The 17,034-nt window shown below is 71.0% G+C and carries 16 protein-coding genes; 9 read left to right on the forward strand and 7 right to left on the reverse strand.

The window, feature by feature from the left end:
• Positions 1 to 86: 86 nt before the first annotated feature.
• Positions 87 to 1,445, reverse strand: coding sequence for a sporulation protein (locus tag ACWC5C_RS36265; RefSeq protein ID WP_450882625.1), 1,359 nt, complete (start codon positions 1,443 to 1,445; stop codon positions 87 to 89).
• Between the two features lie 314 nt (positions 1,446 to 1,759).
• Between ACWC5C_RS36265 and ACWC5C_RS36270 the strand changes: the two genes are divergently transcribed.
• The 8 genes from ACWC5C_RS36270 to ACWC5C_RS36305 all read left to right on the forward strand — a co-directional run bounded on the left by ACWC5C_RS36270 (position 1,760) and on the right by ACWC5C_RS36305 (position 9,727).
• The gene (locus ACWC5C_RS36270; RefSeq protein ID WP_450882627.1) at positions 1,760 to 3,082 is read left to right on the forward strand and encodes a UDP-N-acetylglucosamine 1-carboxyvinyltransferase; all 1,323 of its coding nucleotides are present in this window, start codon (positions 1,760 to 1,762) and stop codon (positions 3,080 to 3,082) included.
• A complete protein-coding gene (locus tag ACWC5C_RS36275) occupies positions 3,079 to 4,299 on the forward strand; it encodes a bifunctional metallophosphatase/5'-nucleotidase (protein ID WP_450882629.1) in 1,221 nt (406 codons plus the stop codon). The genes ACWC5C_RS36270 and ACWC5C_RS36275 overlap by 4 nt, the downstream gene beginning before the upstream one ends.
• Entirely contained in the window at positions 4,296 to 4,838 is a 543-nt protein-coding gene (dcd, locus tag ACWC5C_RS36280; protein WP_450882631.1) for a dCTP deaminase, read from the forward strand. Before ACWC5C_RS36275 ends, dcd begins: the two co-directional genes overlap by 4 nt.
• Positions 4,835 to 5,371 (forward strand): dCTP deaminase, encoded by a 537-nt coding sequence (locus ACWC5C_RS36285; protein ID WP_450882633.1) that lies wholly within the window; start codon positions 4,835 to 4,837, stop codon positions 5,369 to 5,371. Before dcd ends, ACWC5C_RS36285 begins: the two co-directional genes overlap by 4 nt.
• On the forward strand, positions 5,368 to 6,489 hold the full coding sequence (locus ACWC5C_RS36290; RefSeq protein ID WP_450882635.1) for a glycosyltransferase family 4 protein: 1,122 nt from the start codon (positions 5,368 to 5,370) through the stop codon (positions 6,487 to 6,489). Before ACWC5C_RS36285 ends, ACWC5C_RS36290 begins: the two co-directional genes overlap by 4 nt.
• Before the next feature lie 133 nt (positions 6,490 to 6,622).
• Positions 6,623 to 7,666 carry a serine hydrolase domain-containing protein gene (locus tag ACWC5C_RS36295; RefSeq protein ID WP_450882637.1) on the forward strand — a complete coding sequence of 348 codons (1,044 nt, stop codon included), beginning with the start codon at positions 6,623 to 6,625 and terminating at the stop codon, positions 7,664 to 7,666.
• 51 nt (positions 7,667 to 7,717) lie between these two features.
• Positions 7,718 to 8,923: a methyltransferase, FxLD system gene (fxlM, locus tag ACWC5C_RS36300; protein ID WP_450882639.1), complete on the forward strand. Its 1,206-nt coding sequence runs from the start codon at positions 7,718 to 7,720 to the stop codon at positions 8,921 to 8,923.
• 63 nt (positions 8,924 to 8,986) lie between these two features.
• Positions 8,987 to 9,727, forward strand: a complete 741-nt coding sequence (locus ACWC5C_RS36305; protein WP_450882641.1) for an SAM-dependent methyltransferase — start codon at positions 8,987 to 8,989, stop codon at positions 9,725 to 9,727.
• 2 nt (positions 9,728 to 9,729) lie between these two features.
• Here the strand turns inward: ACWC5C_RS36305 and ACWC5C_RS36310 are convergent, their stop codons facing one another.
• From ACWC5C_RS36310 to ACWC5C_RS36335, 6 genes are all read right to left on the reverse strand, one after another.
• Positions 9,730 to 10,449 carry a response regulator transcription factor gene (locus ACWC5C_RS36310; RefSeq protein ID WP_450882643.1) on the reverse strand — a complete coding sequence of 240 codons (720 nt, stop codon included), beginning with the start codon at positions 10,447 to 10,449 and terminating at the stop codon, positions 9,730 to 9,732.
• A 65-nt stretch (positions 10,450 to 10,514) separates the two neighbouring features.
• Positions 10,515 to 11,933: a sensor histidine kinase gene (locus ACWC5C_RS36315; protein WP_450882645.1), complete on the reverse strand. Its 1,419-nt coding sequence runs from the start codon at positions 11,931 to 11,933 to the stop codon at positions 10,515 to 10,517.
• Complete coding sequence (locus tag ACWC5C_RS36320; protein ID WP_450882647.1) at positions 11,930 to 12,673, reverse strand: response regulator transcription factor; 744 nt, start codon at positions 12,671 to 12,673, stop codon at positions 11,930 to 11,932. Before ACWC5C_RS36320 ends, ACWC5C_RS36315 begins: the two co-directional genes overlap by 4 nt.
• Positions 12,674 to 12,770: 97 nt before the next feature.
• Positions 12,771 to 13,910: a S1C family serine protease gene (locus ACWC5C_RS36325; protein ID WP_450882649.1), complete on the reverse strand. Its 1,140-nt coding sequence runs from the start codon at positions 13,908 to 13,910 to the stop codon at positions 12,771 to 12,773.
• A gap of 94 nt (positions 13,911 to 14,004) precedes the next feature.
• Positions 14,005 to 15,027: a LacI family DNA-binding transcriptional regulator gene (locus tag ACWC5C_RS36330; protein WP_385446778.1), complete on the reverse strand. Its 1,023-nt coding sequence runs from the start codon at positions 15,025 to 15,027 to the stop codon at positions 14,005 to 14,007.
• Between the two features lie 23 nt (positions 15,028 to 15,050).
• Complete coding sequence (locus ACWC5C_RS36335) at positions 15,051 to 15,878, reverse strand: response regulator transcription factor (RefSeq protein WP_450882651.1); 828 nt, start codon at positions 15,876 to 15,878, stop codon at positions 15,051 to 15,053.
• Between the two features lie 264 nt (positions 15,879 to 16,142).
• Here ACWC5C_RS36335 and ACWC5C_RS36340 point away from each other — a divergent pair, with 264 nt between their 5' ends.
• Positions 16,143 to 17,033 carry an alpha/beta hydrolase gene (locus tag ACWC5C_RS36340; RefSeq protein WP_450882653.1) on the forward strand — a complete coding sequence of 297 codons (891 nt, stop codon included), beginning with the start codon at positions 16,143 to 16,145 and terminating at the stop codon, positions 17,031 to 17,033.
• Position 17,034: the final 1 nt, after the last annotated feature.

Consider the following 17,034-nt stretch of genomic DNA (forward strand, 5'->3'; position numbering starts at 1 on the left):
CCCTTCGCCTACGGAAGCCCGACCCTAATCGCCCGCGAGGCTCCGCAACACGTAGCCGACGCCCCGTACCGGTCTCAGCTGGCGCTTCAGCTTCCCATGTCACCGTTCAGCTGGCGGCGGGCGCGGTTCTGCCATGCCTGCACACGGGGCTCTCGGGCCCAGGGGGTGAGGGCGGTGTGGATGTCGTCAACGTATTCGCGGGCTCGGGCGGAGGCGACCCCGGCGAGGATGTCCAGTGCGCGGCGGCCCACGGCCAGGCCCTGGTCGAGGTCTCGGGCCTGGAGGTGCGCGGTCGCGGTGACGGACAACCGCAGCCCGACAGCCCGGGTGTGTCCGGCGGGCATGGCGCACTGGGCGTCCCATCCGGCGGCGACATGCGGCTTCCCCAGATCGCGGTAGATTTCAACCGCATCGCTGGCCATGCGGGCGGGGCCGAAGTAGGCGATGTAGGTGGGGGACCCTACCTCGCATGCGGCATCCAGCAGTCGCTCGCACTTGGACAGTGCCCGAGCCGCCGCCCGCTCGTCGCCGGTCCGGGCATGAGCGCGGGCCTCGATCAGCTTGGCGAAGGCCAGCACTCTCGGGTGCGCGGCGTCGCGGGCGCGTTCGTAGGCGCCTTGGGCCATGTCGATGGCCTGGCTCGGGTAGCCGCGACGCATGGTCTGGAGCGCCATGGTGGCCAGAACGTAGGCGCCCAGCTCGGCGTTGCCGCCAGCTCGCGCCAGGCTCAGGGCCTGGACGAAATGCTCCTGGGCAATCGCGTGTTCACCCGCGTCGAACGCCGTCCAGCCCGCAAGTCGGGACAGTTCGGCGGCGGCCGAGAACAGGCCGTTGGCGATCCGCTCATGGGCTCTCCCGGCAAGCAGAGGGGCGGCACGGGTGGTGAGACAGTCCACGACCTGGCCGGTGCGCCAGTTCGCTCCGCCGTAGCGGGCGTCCCACTGCCGGGCCTGCTCCGCCTGCTCCCACAGCTCGGTGAGCTCCCGTTGTCCGACCCGTCGGCCGCTGCTGCGGGCGGGGGCGGCGACGGCCGGCTGGATCAGCCAGCGGGTGACGGGGCCGGTGTAGGCGCTGGCAGCGAAAGCCCGTCCGATGAAGGAGCGGCGGTGCATGTTTCTCCAGAAGTCGGCCGCCCGCTGTGCGGCGTCGGCAGGGTCACGCGGAAGTTCCAGCCCACCGGCGTCATCTCGGCTGGGGGTGGCCATGCCGATCTCGGCGATGTCCACCGCGCGGCCCAGCCGCTCCCCCAACGCCTGCGCCAGCAGAGCGGGAACGGGCTGTCTCGGGATCATGCCGTCGAGCCAGTTCACCACGCTGGTGTGGGTGTAGGAGGTCGGTCGGCCGGCTGCGGCGGCCAGCTGGTTGACGCGGTGCGCTATGGCCTTCCGGCTGGCACCGGATGCGGTAACAAGGGTGGCCAGTGAGGTGTTGGGTGATCGGGTCACAGCATCCTCACGTCCTGATGGGGCGTCACCGTGTCCTCACCGAGCGTAGAACAAGCGGCGGACGCATCGGCCTGCTTGTGAGTTTTCAGCCCCCTTTGTGAGCCTCCCTCTTCTGCGGACACGACGGTTTCCTGGTGTCCGTCAGCCGCGCTGCCGGTCGCCGAGCGCTCCCGCCGGACACCTACGGCGTACGGGCTACCGCCTGGGACCGGGATCCACCTGCTTGTTCCGCACCGCCCCATGGCAAGACGTTGCCGTGCCACCGAGTCGAGACCACGCCACTGGTTCATTGCGCACGTTCTTGGAGGTTGTTGATGACGCTCGCCCCCCTCAACCTGTCGGACATCGATGCCGTCATCGTCCGACCGTGCCGCCCACTGGCTGGCACGGTGCGGGTGGACGGCTCGAAGAACGCAACCCTGCCGTTGCTGGCCACCGCCGCTTCGCTGCGCCGCAGCGTGCACCTGTCCGGCGTCCCCGCCAGCGCGGACGTCCAGCTCATGCTCGGCCTGCTGCAGCGCAGCGGCTACCGTGTCGCCCATCTGGCCACCGAACCGGGGGCCGTGGTCATCCATCCACAGGACGGCGGCGCCGCGGCGGGCGATCTGGAGGACGCCGCCCGCATCCGGGCCTCCTACTACCTGGTGTCACCGCTGCTGGCCGCGTACGGGCAGGCCGATCTCCCCTGGCCGGGCGGCTGCCGGATCGGCCAGCGCGGGATGGACCTGCACTTCAGGGTGTACCGGCTGTTCGGTGACACCGTCACCCTCACCGAGGGTGGCTACCGCGTCCGGGCCGGGTCCCGCCGCGACAAGGTCGCTCTGACCCTGCCGTTTCGCTCGCGTGGCGCGAGCATCGCCGCGATTCTCCGGGCCATCGCCGCGGGCAGCCGTCTGGAGCTGGGCAACCCGAACCTGTCCCCGGAGACCACCGAGGTGCTGGCCGCCCTTCGTACGGCGGGCTGGCAGACCCACGCGAGCAGGGAGAAGATCACCCTGGTTCCACCGTTCCACGTCCCTGATAGCGCAGTCCCCCTGCCCCTCGCCGTGCCAGGTGACAAGATCGAGGCAGGCACCCTGGCCTGCGCGATCGCGGCCAGCGGCGGTGAGGGCCGGATCGAAGGCATCCACAGCCCGGACGTCAAAGCGCTGACCGAGCTGCTGTCCAAGGTCGGCATCCCTGTCACCCTCGCCCCGGGCGCCCTCATCGTGCACCGCGTCGTCCAGCCCACCGGACGGCCGCTTCGGGCCTTAGCCTCCCTGAACCCTGACGGTCTAGACGCCGACTTCGAACCGCCCCTGATGGCGCTGGCGCTGACCCTGCCCGGCACCCATCACTTCGCCGACGCCATAAACCCAGGCCGCCACGGCAACCTCCTTCCCCAACTCGCCTCGCTCGGCGCCCGTGTCGAGGAGGTCACCCCCACCCAGTGCCGCCTGACGGGACCGCAGCAGCTGACCGGCGGCGTAACCGTGCGGGCGACCGATATCCGCACCGGCTCCGCTTTGCTGATCGCCGCCCTGAACGCCCGCGGCGCCACCACCGTGACCGGCCTGGACCAGCTGCGCCGCGGACACGCCGACCTGCCGGCCAAGCTCCGCGCGCTCGGAGCCGACATCACCGAGGGTCCGCGATGAGCACACGGGCCTTCCACCAGGTCGTGGCCACCACCGACGTGCACTCCACTCTGGACCGCGCCGATGGCCTGCTGTCCCATCTGCATCAGCTCCGGGACACATCCTTGATGACCGACTGCGGGGACTTCTTCGAAGGCACCGGTTACTACCGGCTCGGCGGCGGCCACGCCGAGCGGGAGATCCTCACCACGCTCTACGACGTCCTCGCTCCGGGCAACCACGGCTGGCCGCACTACTTCGAGTCCGGTCTGCACGAGATGACGGTGTGCGCGAACGCCGTAGACGCCCGCAGCGGCACACCGCTGTTCGACCGGCTGCGCATCGTAGACGTCCGGGGCCGCCGTATCGCCGTCACCGCGGTCATGGGATTGCAAGCGTTCAGCAGCATCCCCGCCCACCAGCGAGCCGGGCACCACGTCATCGACCCAGCCGCCGCCCTGCGCGGGCTGATGCTGGAACACCACCATCACGTGGATTCCTGGGTGGTGCTGTCCCACTCCGGTTTCGCCGAAGATCTGGAACTCGCCCTGACCTGTCCGTTCCTTGATGTCATCTTCGCCGGGCACTGCCACAGCGACACCTACGGACCCGTCCCCGTCGGCGACACGCTCGTGGTCAAGGGCGGCGAGCTCGGCGCCGGGTACGCCGTCGCCGAACCGGCTGCCTCCGGCTGGGTCGCCCGCACCGCCTCCTTCCCCTCCACCGGCCCCCTCCCAGCAGCCCTCGTCGGCCTGGCCGGGCAGATCTCTCCTCTGTCCCGACGACTCGCCGAACCGCTCGGCACCGTCAACGGGCCCTACCGCCACGGCGAGCTGGACCGGAATCGTCTGCTGGCAGATCTCGCCACCAGGTTCCACACCGGGCTCGGGGTCGCGGTCGTCCTGAACGAGACGGCTCTGCGTACCACCGTCCTCGGTGACGTGCTCACCCTGGCCGACCTGCTGGCCATCGAGCCGTTCGACAACCAGCTCGTGCACGCCTCCCTCCCGGCACCGTACGGCCACGATCCGACCCGCCTGATCGCCGATCTGACCGAGCAGACCGGCCCGGTGGCCTTCGTCCCCGATCCGCCGGCCACGCCTCTGGTCAGCGTGCTGACCACCGGCTACCTCGCCGACACCTACCTCGGCGGACGCAGCCGCCAGACGGGACTCACGCTCGCCGAGTCCGTCCGCCACACCCTCACCACCGCGCAGCCTGAGAGGGAACGCCGATGATTCTCACCGGCCCCGAGATCACCACCGCCGTCCGCGACGGCCGACTAACCATCAGCCCGTTCGAGCCCGACCAGGTCAACCCCAACAGCTACAACGTCCGGCTCGGCCCGAGCCTGCTGACCTACACCGCCGGTGTCATCGACGCCCACCAGCCCAACCCCACCCGCTCGGTCGAGATCGGTGAGGACGGATACGTACTGCAGCCCGGCGAGCTCTACCTCGGCCACACCCCCGAAGTGGTCGGCTCCGACACCTTCGTGCCGCTGCTGTTCGGCCGCTCCTCGGTCGGCCGACTCGGCCTCTTCGTCGAGATCACAGCCCCGATCGGCGACATCGGCTTCCTGGGCCAGTGGACGCTCATGCTCTCCCCGATCCGCCCGCTGCGGGTGTACGCGGGGATGAAGATCGGACAGATCATGTTCTTCCTCGCCTGCGGCGGCGTCGACCTCTACCGTGGCAAGTACCAGGCTGCCCAAGGGCCACAGCCCTCCCGCTACTGGCGCGACGCCGCCCGGATCCAGGCAGCGGTGACCTCGTGATCCTCACGGGTCCGGCCATCGCCGCCGCCGTTGCCACCGGCGAGATCACCATCGAGCCCTACGACCCGGCCCGCCTCTCGCCGAACGCCTACGACTGGCGGCTGGGCGACACGATCCGCGTCTGTCACGACAGCCTGGACGCCGCCGCCCCCACCGCGTTCACCGAACAGACGATTCCCGACGACGGCCTGAGCCTCGTGCCCGGCCTGCTCTACCTCGGCGTCACCCTGGAGAAGACCGGGTCGGAGCGGTACGCGCAACTACTCAATGGCGACCACACCACCGGCTGCCTGGGGATCTGGGTGCACGTCTCCGCCCCGCTGGGCCACCAGGGACACGCGATCCGCTGGACGCTGGAGATCCGCGCAGCCAAGCCGGTACGGATCTATCCGGGCATGACGTTCGGCAAGCTGGTTTTCCTCACCGCCTTCGGCGCCGTCCATAGCTACCAGCAGCAGGCCGCGAAGTACGCGGCCACGGACGGCATCGACATCTCCCGCCTGTACGAGGAGATCGCAGGAGGCGCCCGATGAGCCCCCACGCCACTCCGCCGCCCGGGCCACTGACCGCGACCTTCCTGGACCTTCCTGCCGACAGCCCCGGCGGCAGCGTCGAACTCTTCCTCGACCTCTACACGGGCGACCGCCCGCTCATCCCAGCCCACGCGTTCATGCTCGCCCCCACCGGTATAGGACGGCGCCTTCCGGCCGGGCTGGAGGTTTTGCCCGTCGCGGGCAAGTGCCTGGAAGAACCAGCCTTCGCCCCGTACGTCGCCGACCTCCGCCAAGCCCTCACCTCGGTACTCGACCCAGCCCGGATCGATGTCCTGCATCTGCAGCATCTCGCCTTCGGCGCCACCCCGGCCCTGCTGAGGGCCCTGCCCGACCACCCGAGGATCGCCCTGGTCCACGGCACGGACCTGCTCTTCGCCGAGGCCCACCGCGACCAGTTGCAGATCCTGCACGAGAGCACTCGCGCGGCCGACGCCATCGTGGTGCCGACGCATGCCATGGCCGACCGACTGCTCACGCTCGCCCCACAAACCGACCGCCGCAAGATCGTTCACATCCCGTGGGGCATCCCTGACCATCTACTCTCCGCCCCGCCGCCCCGACCGCCCCGCAAGTCGAAGAACCACCTGCGACTGCTGTATGCGGGACGGCTGACAGCCGAAAAGGGCGCCGAACGTCTGATCGAGAACATGGCTTCGATTCCGCCTACCGAGCTAAGCATCGCCGCCCCCAGGACCCAGTTCGAAGCGTTCGCCCCACTGCTGCGACGGGCCGGGGTGCGGGTCCGCTACCTCGGCTGGCTGCGCCGCCCGCAGCTGTGGCGGGCGTTCGCCGAGCATGACGTGCTGGTGATGCCGTCGACCACCCTGGAAGCCATGGGCCTGGTGGCCCTCGAAGCCCAAGCCTGCGGCCTGCCCGTGCTCTACCAGCCGGTTCCAGGTCTCAGTGAAGCCCTGGCCGCCTCCGCGATGGCGACCGACTTCACCCACACCGCCGGGCTCGCCCGCGACATCGAGCGGCTGCGAACCGACCCCGGACTGCTGCTGGCCCTGCGGCAGGCGGGTCGCGCGAACGCCGCCCGCTACCCCCTGTCAGCGACCGCCCAGTCCCTGGCCGACCTCGGCTGCCAGCTGCCCTGAGCGAACCCTTCTCGTTCATCTAGCGGCGTTCCTGGCGGCAACGGCCACCGGGGACGCCGCGCCACTGCGTGTGATGACCCGTCAGCATCATTAGGCTGCCCAGCGGGACACCGACGGCGAACAGGACGAGACCATGACGTACCGCACCGGCCGCATCGAAACCCTGCTGGACGAAGGCGTCCGGGACAAGGTCTACCCCGGCGCCGCATGGGCTGTCGGTGACGCCGCCCGCGTTCACGCCTCCGGGACGACAGGCGCCTTGGACCCCGACGAGCCGGAGGTGAAGATGAGCCTCGACACCACCTTCGACGCCGCCAGCCTCACCAAGATCCTCGCCGTGTGGTCGTCCATCGGCGCCCTGTGGGAAGACGGCATCCTCGACCTCGACGCCCCGCTCGGCACCATCTGGGACGAAGTCGCCGACCACCCGCTCAGCGCGGTGACTGCCCGGCAGCTGCTGACCCACACCGCCGGTGTGCCGCTGCGGTCCCAGCTGAAGCACCTCTACGGCACCGACCCGCACACCATCCGGGCCGGTGTACTGCACGAGGCCCTTCACCGGCCACCCGGCGAAGCCGTCGAATACACCGACCGAGCCGCCCTCATCCTGGGCTACCTCGCCGAACACCTCTCCGGGAAGAGCCTGGACCAGCTCGCCACGGAACGGACCTGGCGGCCACTGGGTATGAACGCCACCCGCTTCGGCCCCCTGCCTCCCGCGATCGCCGCCACCTGTGCCCCGACCGAGCTCGACCAGGACACCAACGCCCATCTCAAAGGCACAGCCCACGACTTCTCCGCCCGTCTGCTGGGCGGAGTGTGCGGTATCGCGGGTGTTTTCACCACCATCGCCGACCTCGCGGCCTTCCTCCGCTACATGCTCGACGCCTCAACTGCCTCAACCGGGGCAGGGTTCGGCACGAAATGGACGGACTATTCGCTGGCCATCCACACCGGCGGTCTCCAACCCGAGCGCGGCCTGTTCTGGCACCCGGCCCCCGATACCCATCACGAGGAGGACGTGTGGGTCCATTACGGGTTCACCGGCACCGGCATGTGGATCTCCCCCTCCAAGAACCGGTGGGCGGTTCTGCTGACCAACAAGCTGTACTACACCCGCGACCGGCAGCCGCTGACCGATATCCGCAACGAGTTCCGCGGACTGGCCTTCGCATAGCTGAGCCCACGGCTCGGTGGCGAGCAGGGGCGATCGGAAAGGAAACTCTGCGTGACCGAGACCCCTGACGTTCTGCGTGAGCGGATGGTGAAGGACCTGCGGGAGCGTGGATTCCTCACCTCTTCTGCGGTGGAGGCCGCTTTCCGCACGGTGCAGCGGCACCGCTTCGTCCCCGAGGTGTCGGCCGACGAGGTCTACGGGGCGCCGGAGGCGGTCTTCACCAAGCACAACGAGCGGGGGAAGCCGGTCAGTTCGGTGTCGGCTCCGTGGTTGCATGCCCGGATGCTGGAGGCGGCCCACGTGGCTCCCGGCATGAGCGTGCTGGAGATCGGTTCCGGAGGGTGCAACGCAGCGCTGCTGGGTGAGCTGGTCGGTGATCAGGGGGCGGTGACCACCGTCGACATCGATCCCGACATCACCGAACGGGCCCGAAGGCTGCTTGCCGAGACCGGTTACAGGCAGGTGCGGGTCCGGGAGGCGGACGGCGCTCAACCGCTCCAGGACGCTCCCGCTCAAGGGTTTGACCGCATTATCGTCACCGTCGGCGCGGCCGATATCTCACCGGCGTGGCTGGACCAACTCGCTCCGGCGGGACGGCTGGTGGTGCCGCTGCGATTCCGGGGCCTTTCCCGCACCATCGCCTTCGCCCGCGAGGAGGATCATCTGCGCAGCGACACGCTGATCGTCTCCGGCTTCGTCGCGATGCAGGGCGGCAGCGCGCACGCACCCCGTGTCGTTCGCCTGGCCGGGCCGGAGGTGCGGCTGATCGTCGACGAGGACCAGCCGGTCGACACCGATGCGCTGGCCGAGGCGTTCGCCAGTCCCCGCCATGAGCGGTGGACTGGTGTGCAGCTGAGCGGTTCGGAAGGACTGCTGCCTCGGTTGGACGTGTGGCTCGCGGGCGCGGTCGCCCCGTACGGCAGGTTGCGCGCCACACCGGCTGCGGCCGAGCGCGGCTTGGTCGGCTGGGTGCTGGGCAGTGGTGCACCCGCCACGTGGGACGACGACTCGTTGGCTTATCTCACCTTGCGCCGAGCCCCGCAGGCCGCGCAGGAGCGCTACGAGCTGGGCGTGATCGCCCACGGCCCGGACGGCGAGCAGCTGGCCGCCCGCCTGGCCGATGCTGTCGGCCGTTTCGATCGTGAGGCCAGGGGCGCGGGTGAGCCCGTCGTGCGCGCCTATCGCCGCAGTGACGCCGAGCCCGGGATCGGGACGGTGACCGTCGACAAGCCCAGCGTGCGTTTGGTGATCACCTGAAGACTCGGACGGCTCCTGAAAAATGGAGGTGCGCGCAGACACCGGCGGTGTCAGGATGCGCCGATGAACCGTGAACAAATGTCCAGGATCGCTCATGCCCATCATCCGATTAAGGCTCCCCTCCACGACGATTCGGTGCGCGGTCTGCTCGAGCGCGGGATCTCCCGACCCGACGCGCGTGTGCTCGATCTCGGGTGCGGAGGAGGAGAGTGGCTCCTTCGCGCGCTGTCCACCAGCCCTCGCTTACATGCCGAGGGCGTCGACATCTCCACCGACGCACTGGCACAGGCCCGTGAAGCCGCGAGCAGCCTCGGCGTCCAGGAACGTCTGGTCCTCCACCACCAGGCAGCCGCCGATTTCGTCTCCGCGCACCCGTTCGACTTGGTGCTGAGCGTCGGGGCCGCCCACGCCTTCGGCGGTCTGCTGCCTACGCTCGCGGCGGCGCGTAAGCATCTGGCTCCGGGCGGAAGCGTCCTGGTCGGTGACGGAATCTGGGAGGGGGAGCCTTCTCCGGAAGCGGTCGAGATGCTCGGCGACTTCGCCGACCTGGCGACCACCTTGGAACGCGTGGCCGCTGACGGGTGGACGCCCGTCCATGGCCACGTCAGCACCCGCCAGGAGCTGGACGATTACGAGTGGGCGTGCTGGGGGACGCTGGCTGAATGGGCCCTGGACCATCCTGATGATCCAGACAGTTCCCAGGCTCTCGCGACCGCCGCGACCCGCCGCTCCGAATGGCTGCGTTCCTACCGGGACAGCTTCGGCTTCCTCTGCCTGGTCTTGCGCCGGACGCCGACCGCCTGACCCTAGTCCGCGCGGAGCACGTAGCCGACGCCCCGCACCGTGTGGACCACGCGCGGCTCACCGCCCGCCTCCGTCTTGCGGCGCAGGTACATCACGTACACGTCCAGCGTGTTGGACGACGGCTCGAAGTCAAAGCCCCAGATGTCGCGGAGGATCGCGGCGCGGCTGAGGACCTGGCGGGGGCGGGACAGGAAGAGCTTCAGCAGGGCGAACTCAGTCTTGGTGAGGTCGAGTTGGCGACCGGAGCGGGTGACCTGGCGGGTGAGGGTGTCCAGGGTCATGTCGGCGAAGGCGAGCCGGGCGTCCGGCGCCGGGGGTGGCGTAGGGGCGGGACGTAACGGCACGAGCGCCCGGCCTCGGCGCAGCAGGGCGCGGACGCGGGCGAGCAGTTCGTCGCATGCGAAGGGCTTGGTCAGGTAGTCGTCGGCGCCGTTGTCGAGGCCGACGATGCGGTCCCCCACCGAGTCCCGCCCGGTGACCATCATGATCGGTACGGTGCGGCCGGAGGCCCGTACGCGGCGGGCCACCGCCAGCCCGTCCAGGCCCGGCATCGTCACGTCGAGCAGCACCAGGTCGGGCGGCTCCTCGTCGATGCGGCGCAGCGCCGCGAGGCCGTCCCCCGCCGTGTCGACCTCGTAGCCCTCGGACCGCAGGGCTCTGCCGATGGCTTCGCGCACCGAAGGCTCGTCGTCCACGACCAGGATCCGGGAAGTCTCGTGCATGGGCCTCAACCTGGTGCCCGTGGCTGTGGGTTCGCTGAGTCCGGCGTGTACGGGGGCTGAGAAGGTCAGGCGTCGAGTTCGGGCGGGGCGGTGGGGGCGCCGGGGAGGCGGAGCCAGGCGACGGTGCCGCCGCCGGGCGCGGGCCGCAGCCCCACCTGGCCGCCGCAACTCTGGACGGTACGGGCCACGATGGACAGCCCGAGCCCGGAGCCGGGCAGGCTGCGGGCGGACGGGGAACGCCAGAACCGCTCGAAGACGTGCGGGAGTTCATCGGCGGGAATGCCGGGGCCATGGTCCCGCACCGTCAACTCCCCTCTTCTGAGCGCGACATCGATAACACCACCCGAAGGGCTGAACTTCACGGCGTTGTCGAGCAGGTTGACCAGCGCCCGCTCCAGCGCCGCCGCCTCGCCGCGTACGTACCAGGGCGTGATCGAGGCGTCGAGGGTGATCCCGGTGCCGCGCAGCCGGGCCCGCCGCAGGGCGCTCTCCGCGATCTCGTGGAGGGCGACCACCTGGAGCGGCCCGCTGCCGGGCAGCGCGTCCGGCCGGGACAGCTCCTGGAGGTCTCCTATGAGGGCCGCCAGCTCGGTCATCTGCGCCTTGACGCTGCTCATGAGCGCCTTGCGGTCGTCCGGCGGCAGCGCGCGGCCGGTCTCGTCACTGCGGGCGAGCAGTTCGATGTTGGTGCGGAGCGAGGTGAGCGGGGTGCGCAGCTCGTGCCCGGCGTCGGCGATCAGCTGCTGCTGGCGGTCGCGGGACGAGGCGAGGGCGGCGGTCATGGCGTTGAACGAGCGGGACAGCCGGGCGATCTCGTCGTCGCCCTCGGCGGGGATGCGGACGGCCAGATCCTCGGTGCGGGCGACGTGCTCGACGGCGTGGGTCAGCCGGTCCACCGGCTTCAGCCCGGTCCGGGCGATCCACAGCCCGGCCGCCCCGGCGCCGACGACGCCGATGCCCGCGACGAGGGCGAGGACGAGCGCGAGGGTGTTCAGCGGATCCTGGACCTCGCTGAGCGGCCGGGCCATCGAGACGGCGATACCGCGCGGCAGCGGGCTGTCCGGGCCGCCGGACGGCCGGTAGGTGAAGACCCGCATGTCGCGGCCGTCCTCGGCGGTCGCGTCGTGCAGCGCGGTCGGCCGCGTACCGGTGGCGACCGCCACGTCGTCGGCGCTCACCGGCAGCTTCGTCGCCCCGGGCTGGGGGCAGCGGCTGCCGTCGGGCAGCACGATCTGCACGGAGTACGAGCCGAGGGCGCGCGGGGTGTGGCCGTCGTCGCCGTCGGGGTTCTGGCACGCGTCCAGGATGCTCACCACGTTGCGCTCGTCGACCTTGACGTTGCGCAGCGACGAGTCGAGCTGTGCGCTGAGCTGTTCGCGCACGATCAGCCAGCACGCGAACGCCGACGCCGCGACCGCCACCGCCACCGCCACCGCGGTCAGCAGGGCCAGCCGCGAGCGCAGCGGGAGTCCGCGGAACCTCACGACGGCTCGCCCTCGGCGGGCCGCAGGACGTACCCCACGCCGCGCACCGTGTGGACGAGGCGCGGCTCGCCGGCCGCCTCGGTCTTGCGGCGCAGATACATCACGTACACGTCCAGCGAGTTGGACGACGGCTCGAAGTCGAAGCCCCACACGGCCTTCAGGATCTGCTCGCGGGTGAGGACCTGGCGCGGATGCGCGAGGAACATCTCCAGCAGGGTGAACTCGGTCCGGGTCAGCTCGACGCGCCGCCCGCCCCGGGTGACCTCGCGGGTCACCAGGTCCATCCGCAGATCGCCGAAGGACATCGTGTCGTCGTCGGCGACCGGCGCGCCCGCCGCGGCCGCGTACGAGCTGCGGCGCAGCAGGGCGCGGATCCGGGCCAGCAGCTCGTCCAGCTCGAACGGCTTGACGAGGTAGTCGTCCGCGCCCGCGTCCAGGCCGGTGACCCGGTCGCCGACCGTGTCGCGCGCGGTGAGCATCAGGACGGGCACGGTCACCCCGGTGGCGCGCAGCCGCCGGGCGGCGGTGAGCCCGTCCATGCGGGGCATCAGCACGTCGAGCACGATCAGCTCGGGGTCGTAGGTGACGGCCTTCTCCAGGGCGTCCACTCCGTCGACGGCGGTCTCGGTCGCGTAGCCCTCGAAGGCGAGGCTGCGCTGCAGCGCCTCGCGGACGGCCGGTTCATCGTCGACGATCAGGATGCGGGCGGGCTGATCGCCATGGTGGTCGGCGGGGCTCATGGATCGGTCCTTAGCGGTGGGCGGGGGTATGGGCGGGCGGGCGCTGTGCTGTCAGCCTCGCACGCCCGTCACCGCCTCGGGTCGGCTCAGCTGTGGCTCAGCTGTTGCTGTTGCCGCCGGTGCCGCCGTCGCCGCCGCTGCCGCCGTCGCGCAGGGCGGCGAGGTCGGACTTGACGGTGTCGACGGGGATCGAGAAGCCGAGGCCGATGCTGCCCGCGCTGCTGCTCTGGCCCGAGGCCGGGGCGTACATCGCGGAGTTGATCCCGATGATCTGGCCCCGCATGTTGATGAGCGCGCCGCCGGAGTTGCCGGGGTTGAGGGAGGCGTCGGTCTGGATGGCCTTGTACGTGGTCGTCGACTGGCCGACGTCACCGTTGTAGCTGCCGCCGCCGAACTCGAACGGCCACTGTCCGCCGCCGCCCTGCTGGCCCTGGCCCCGGTCCTGGTCCTGGCCCTGGTCCTCGTCCGTGGAGACGGTGACGTCGCGGTCGAGCGCGGAGACGATGCCGCTGGTCACGGTGCCGGTCAGCCCCTCGGGCGAGCCGATGGCCACGACCTGGTCGCCGACCTTGACCTGACTGGAGCCGCCCAGGGACGCGGCCTTGAGGCCGCTCGCGCCGCTCACCTTGATCAGGGCCAGGTCCTTGCCGCTGTCGGTGCCGACCACGGACGCGCTCTTCGTGCCGCCGTCGCTGAACGTCACCTTGATCGAGTCGGCGCCGGAGATGACGTGGTTGTTGGTGATGATCTCGCCGCCGCTGGTGATGATCACGCCGGAGCCGGTGGACTCGCCCGAGGCGGACGTCGCGCTGATCTCCACGATGCTGGGGCTCACGGCCGCCGCCACGGCGGAGACGCCGCTGCCGCTGCTGCTGGAGTTGGCGTTGACGACCGGGGCCGCCACGGAGCTGCCTCCCTGGTCCGTGGCCTGCCCGACCAGGGCCGCCGTACCGCCGCCCACCAGCGCCGAGACCACCGCCACGGCGACGAGCAGCCCGGCCGTGCGGGAGACGCGCCGCTTGCGGCGGCCGCCGCAGCCGGAGGGCGGTATCTCCGTCGTGTCGGCGCCACCGGTGCCGCCGTTGCCGCTGGAGCCGCCCGGCCACACGGTGACCCCGGAGGGCGTGGTCACCGGCGTCTGCGGCTCATGGGTGGGCGGCGGCGGGTAGGCCGCCGCGCCGCCGTACGCGTAGGGATAGGACTCGTAGTCGCCGCTACGGCGCTGGCTGTCGGTCATGTCTATGACTGTGCGGCGCAAGTATGAGAGCCAGCTGAGGGCCTGCTGAGAACCAGGGCAGAAGTCAGTATGCCCGACATAAGAACCCTAGACCCTAGGAGCAGCCGCAGGAGCGCCGTACCACCAGCGCGGACGGGAACTGCCGCATCCGCTCCCGCCGCGAGACCGCGATCCGCGGCCCGTCGTCCAGCACCAGGTCGACCGCGGCGCGGGCCATCGCGGGGCGGTCGGAGCCGACCGTGGTCAGCGGCGGGTCGGTGAGCCCGGCTTCCTTCACGTCGTCGAAGCCCGCGACCGCCAGCTCCCCGGGGACGTCGATGCGCAGCTCGCGCGCCGCCCGCAGCACCCCGAAGGCCTGGTCGTCGGTGGCGCAGAAGATGGCCGGGGGCCGGTCGGGACCGGCCAGCAGGCCGAGGGCGACCTGGTAGGCGTCGTACCGGTTGTACGGGGCCTGGAACAGCCGCCCCTCCGTGGACCGCCCGGCCTCCCCCATCGCCCGGCGCCACCCCTCGACGTGGTCGGTCACCGGGTCGCCGACGGTCGGGGTTATCTCGGTGCCGCCGAGGCAGGCCACATAGGGGTGGCCGTGCTCCAGCAGATGGCGCACCGCGAGCTGGGCGCCGCCGATGTCGTCCAGCACCACGGCCACGTCGTCGATCGCCTCGGGCCGCTCGTGCAGCAGCACCACCCGGGCGTCCCAGGCCTCGATCTCGGCGGCGGCGTTCTCGCTGGGGCCCTGGCTGATGAGGATCAGCCCGGACACCCGCATCCCCAGGAAGGCGCGGAGATAGTGCACCTCGCGCTCGTCCAGGTAGTCGGAGTTGCCGACCAGCACCATCTTGCCGCGCTCGGCGGCGGCCTGTTCGACGGCGTGCGCCATCTCGGCGAAGAACGGCTGGCGGGCGTCCGGAACGATCAGCCCTATGAGGTCGGTACGGCGGCTCGCCATCGCCTGGGCCACCCGGTCGGGGCGGTAGCCCAGCTCCTTGATGGCGGCGAGTACCCGCTCGCGCGTGGCCGGGGCGACCGGCCTGGGTCCGTTATTGATGACGTAACTGACGACCGCGGTCGAGGTTCCCGCCAGCCTTGCCACATCATCACGCGTCACCTTGGCCACGCGCGCAGTCTACGCGGGTCCAGCTAGGTCTTGACCGGTCGTGCGGGGCCCGGTTCCGCTCCGGACCGCTGGGCTCCGCCCGCCGGACCTGAGCCGGTGTCCCGGGCCGCCTCCCGGGCCGTGTCCCGGGCCGCGTTCCTGGCCCGGGCCTCCTCGGCGGCCCGCTCGGCCCGCTCGACTTTCTCCGGCGTGACAAAGCGGTAGCCGACGTTACGGACGGTCCCGATCAGCGACTCGTGCTCCGGGCCCAGCTTGGCCCGCAGCCGCCGTACGTGGACGTCGACCGTGCGCGTACCGCCGAAGTAGTCGTAGCCCCAGACCTCCTGCAGCAGCTGCGCCCGGGTGAAGACCCGGCCGGGGTGCTGCGCGAGGTACTTCAGCAGCTCGAACTCCTTGAAGGTGAGGTCGAGCACCCGCCCCTTCAGCTTGGCGCTGTACGTGGCCTCGTCCACCGACAGATCGCCGTTGCGGATCTCCATCGGGCTGTCGTCGGTGGTGATCTGCTGGCGGCCCATGGCCAGCCGCAGCCGGGCCTCGACCTCGGCCGGGCCCGCGGTGTCCAGCAGTACGTCGTCGATGCCCCAGTCGGCGGTGACGGCGGCGAGACCGCCCTCGGTCACCACCAGGACCAGCGGACAGCCGGGTCCCGTCGACCGCAGCAGCTGGCACAGGCTGCGCACCTGCGGCAGATCGCGGCGGCCGTCGATCAGGATGACGTCGGCTCCCGGGGTATCCACCAGGGCCGGGCCCTCCGCGGGGGCGACCCGCACGCTGTGCAGCAGGAGGCCGAGGGCGGGGAGCACCTCCGTCGAGGGCTGGAGTGCGTTGGTCAGCAGCAGGAGGGAACTCATCGTCCACCACCCGCCCCGGCCGTGATCGTGATGTTGTGCACGCTTCGCTCGCCCATTGCCTCGGTTTCCTCCTCGGTCCCTTGCGAGAGGGGGCACCTCCCGGGCTACCGCCCGGGGGAGTCTGCGGCTACTGCTTCGTACGGTCTGCTCGCACCTCGGGGGCATCCGCGCGTGCTTACGCTCAAACGCGCACAGTGCCCCTGAAAGCACAAAAGGACCCGGGGGCGACATTGCCCGGATCCTTCACCCAGCAGAATAACCCACATGACACCCGGTGGAGAGGCTGAATCTGCTCGTCGTTCTCTTTCCCCGGCTGCCGCGGGCGCCCGGAGAGCCACGCTGCTCACCGAGGACGGGGTCCCCATCGAGGCCCGTTACGAGCCTTCCCGGGCGGCCGGTGGGCTATCCGCCGGGGCCCCTGTGATCGTCGTCGCGCACGGTTTCACCGGCGCCCTGGAGCGGCCCGCGCTGCGCCGGGTGGCGTCGGCCTTCACGCAGCGTACGGCCGTGATCACGTTCTCGTTCCGGGGCCATGGCCGGTCCGGCGGACGGTCCACCGTGGGCGACCGGGAGGTGCTGGACCTCGCGGCCGCGGTGCGCTGGGCGCGGACGCTGGGCCACCGGCGGGTGAGCACGGTCGGCTTCTCGATGGGCGGCTCGGTGGTGCTCCGCCACGCGGCGCTGGCCGCCCAGAACAAGCAGAATCAGCCGGATCCGGACGGGAAACATGAGGAGCGCGAGGGGCGCACGGGGGCGCACACGGCGGCGGCGGACGCGGTCGTCTCGGTGAGCGCGCCCGCCCGCTGGTACTACCGGGGGACGGCCCCGATGCGCCGCGTCCACTGGGCGGTCACCCGGCCGACCGGTCGGCTGGTCTCCCGCTACGGGCTGCGGACCCGGATCGACGGCCGGGGCTGGAGCGCGGAGCCGCTGCCGCCGGTCGCGGCCGTCCCCCGGATCGCGCCGACGCCGCTGCTGATCGTGCACGGCGACCGGGACCCGTACTTCCCGCTGGACCATCCGCGGATGCTGATGGCGGCGGCCGACCCGGCGTACGCCGACCTGTGGATCGAGCCGGGCTTCGGCCACGCGGAGACGGCGGCCCCGGCGGAGCTGCTGGACCGGGTCGCGGAGTGGGCTCTCACCAAGGCCTGAG

The organism is Streptomyces sp. NPDC001700, assembly GCF_053596435.1.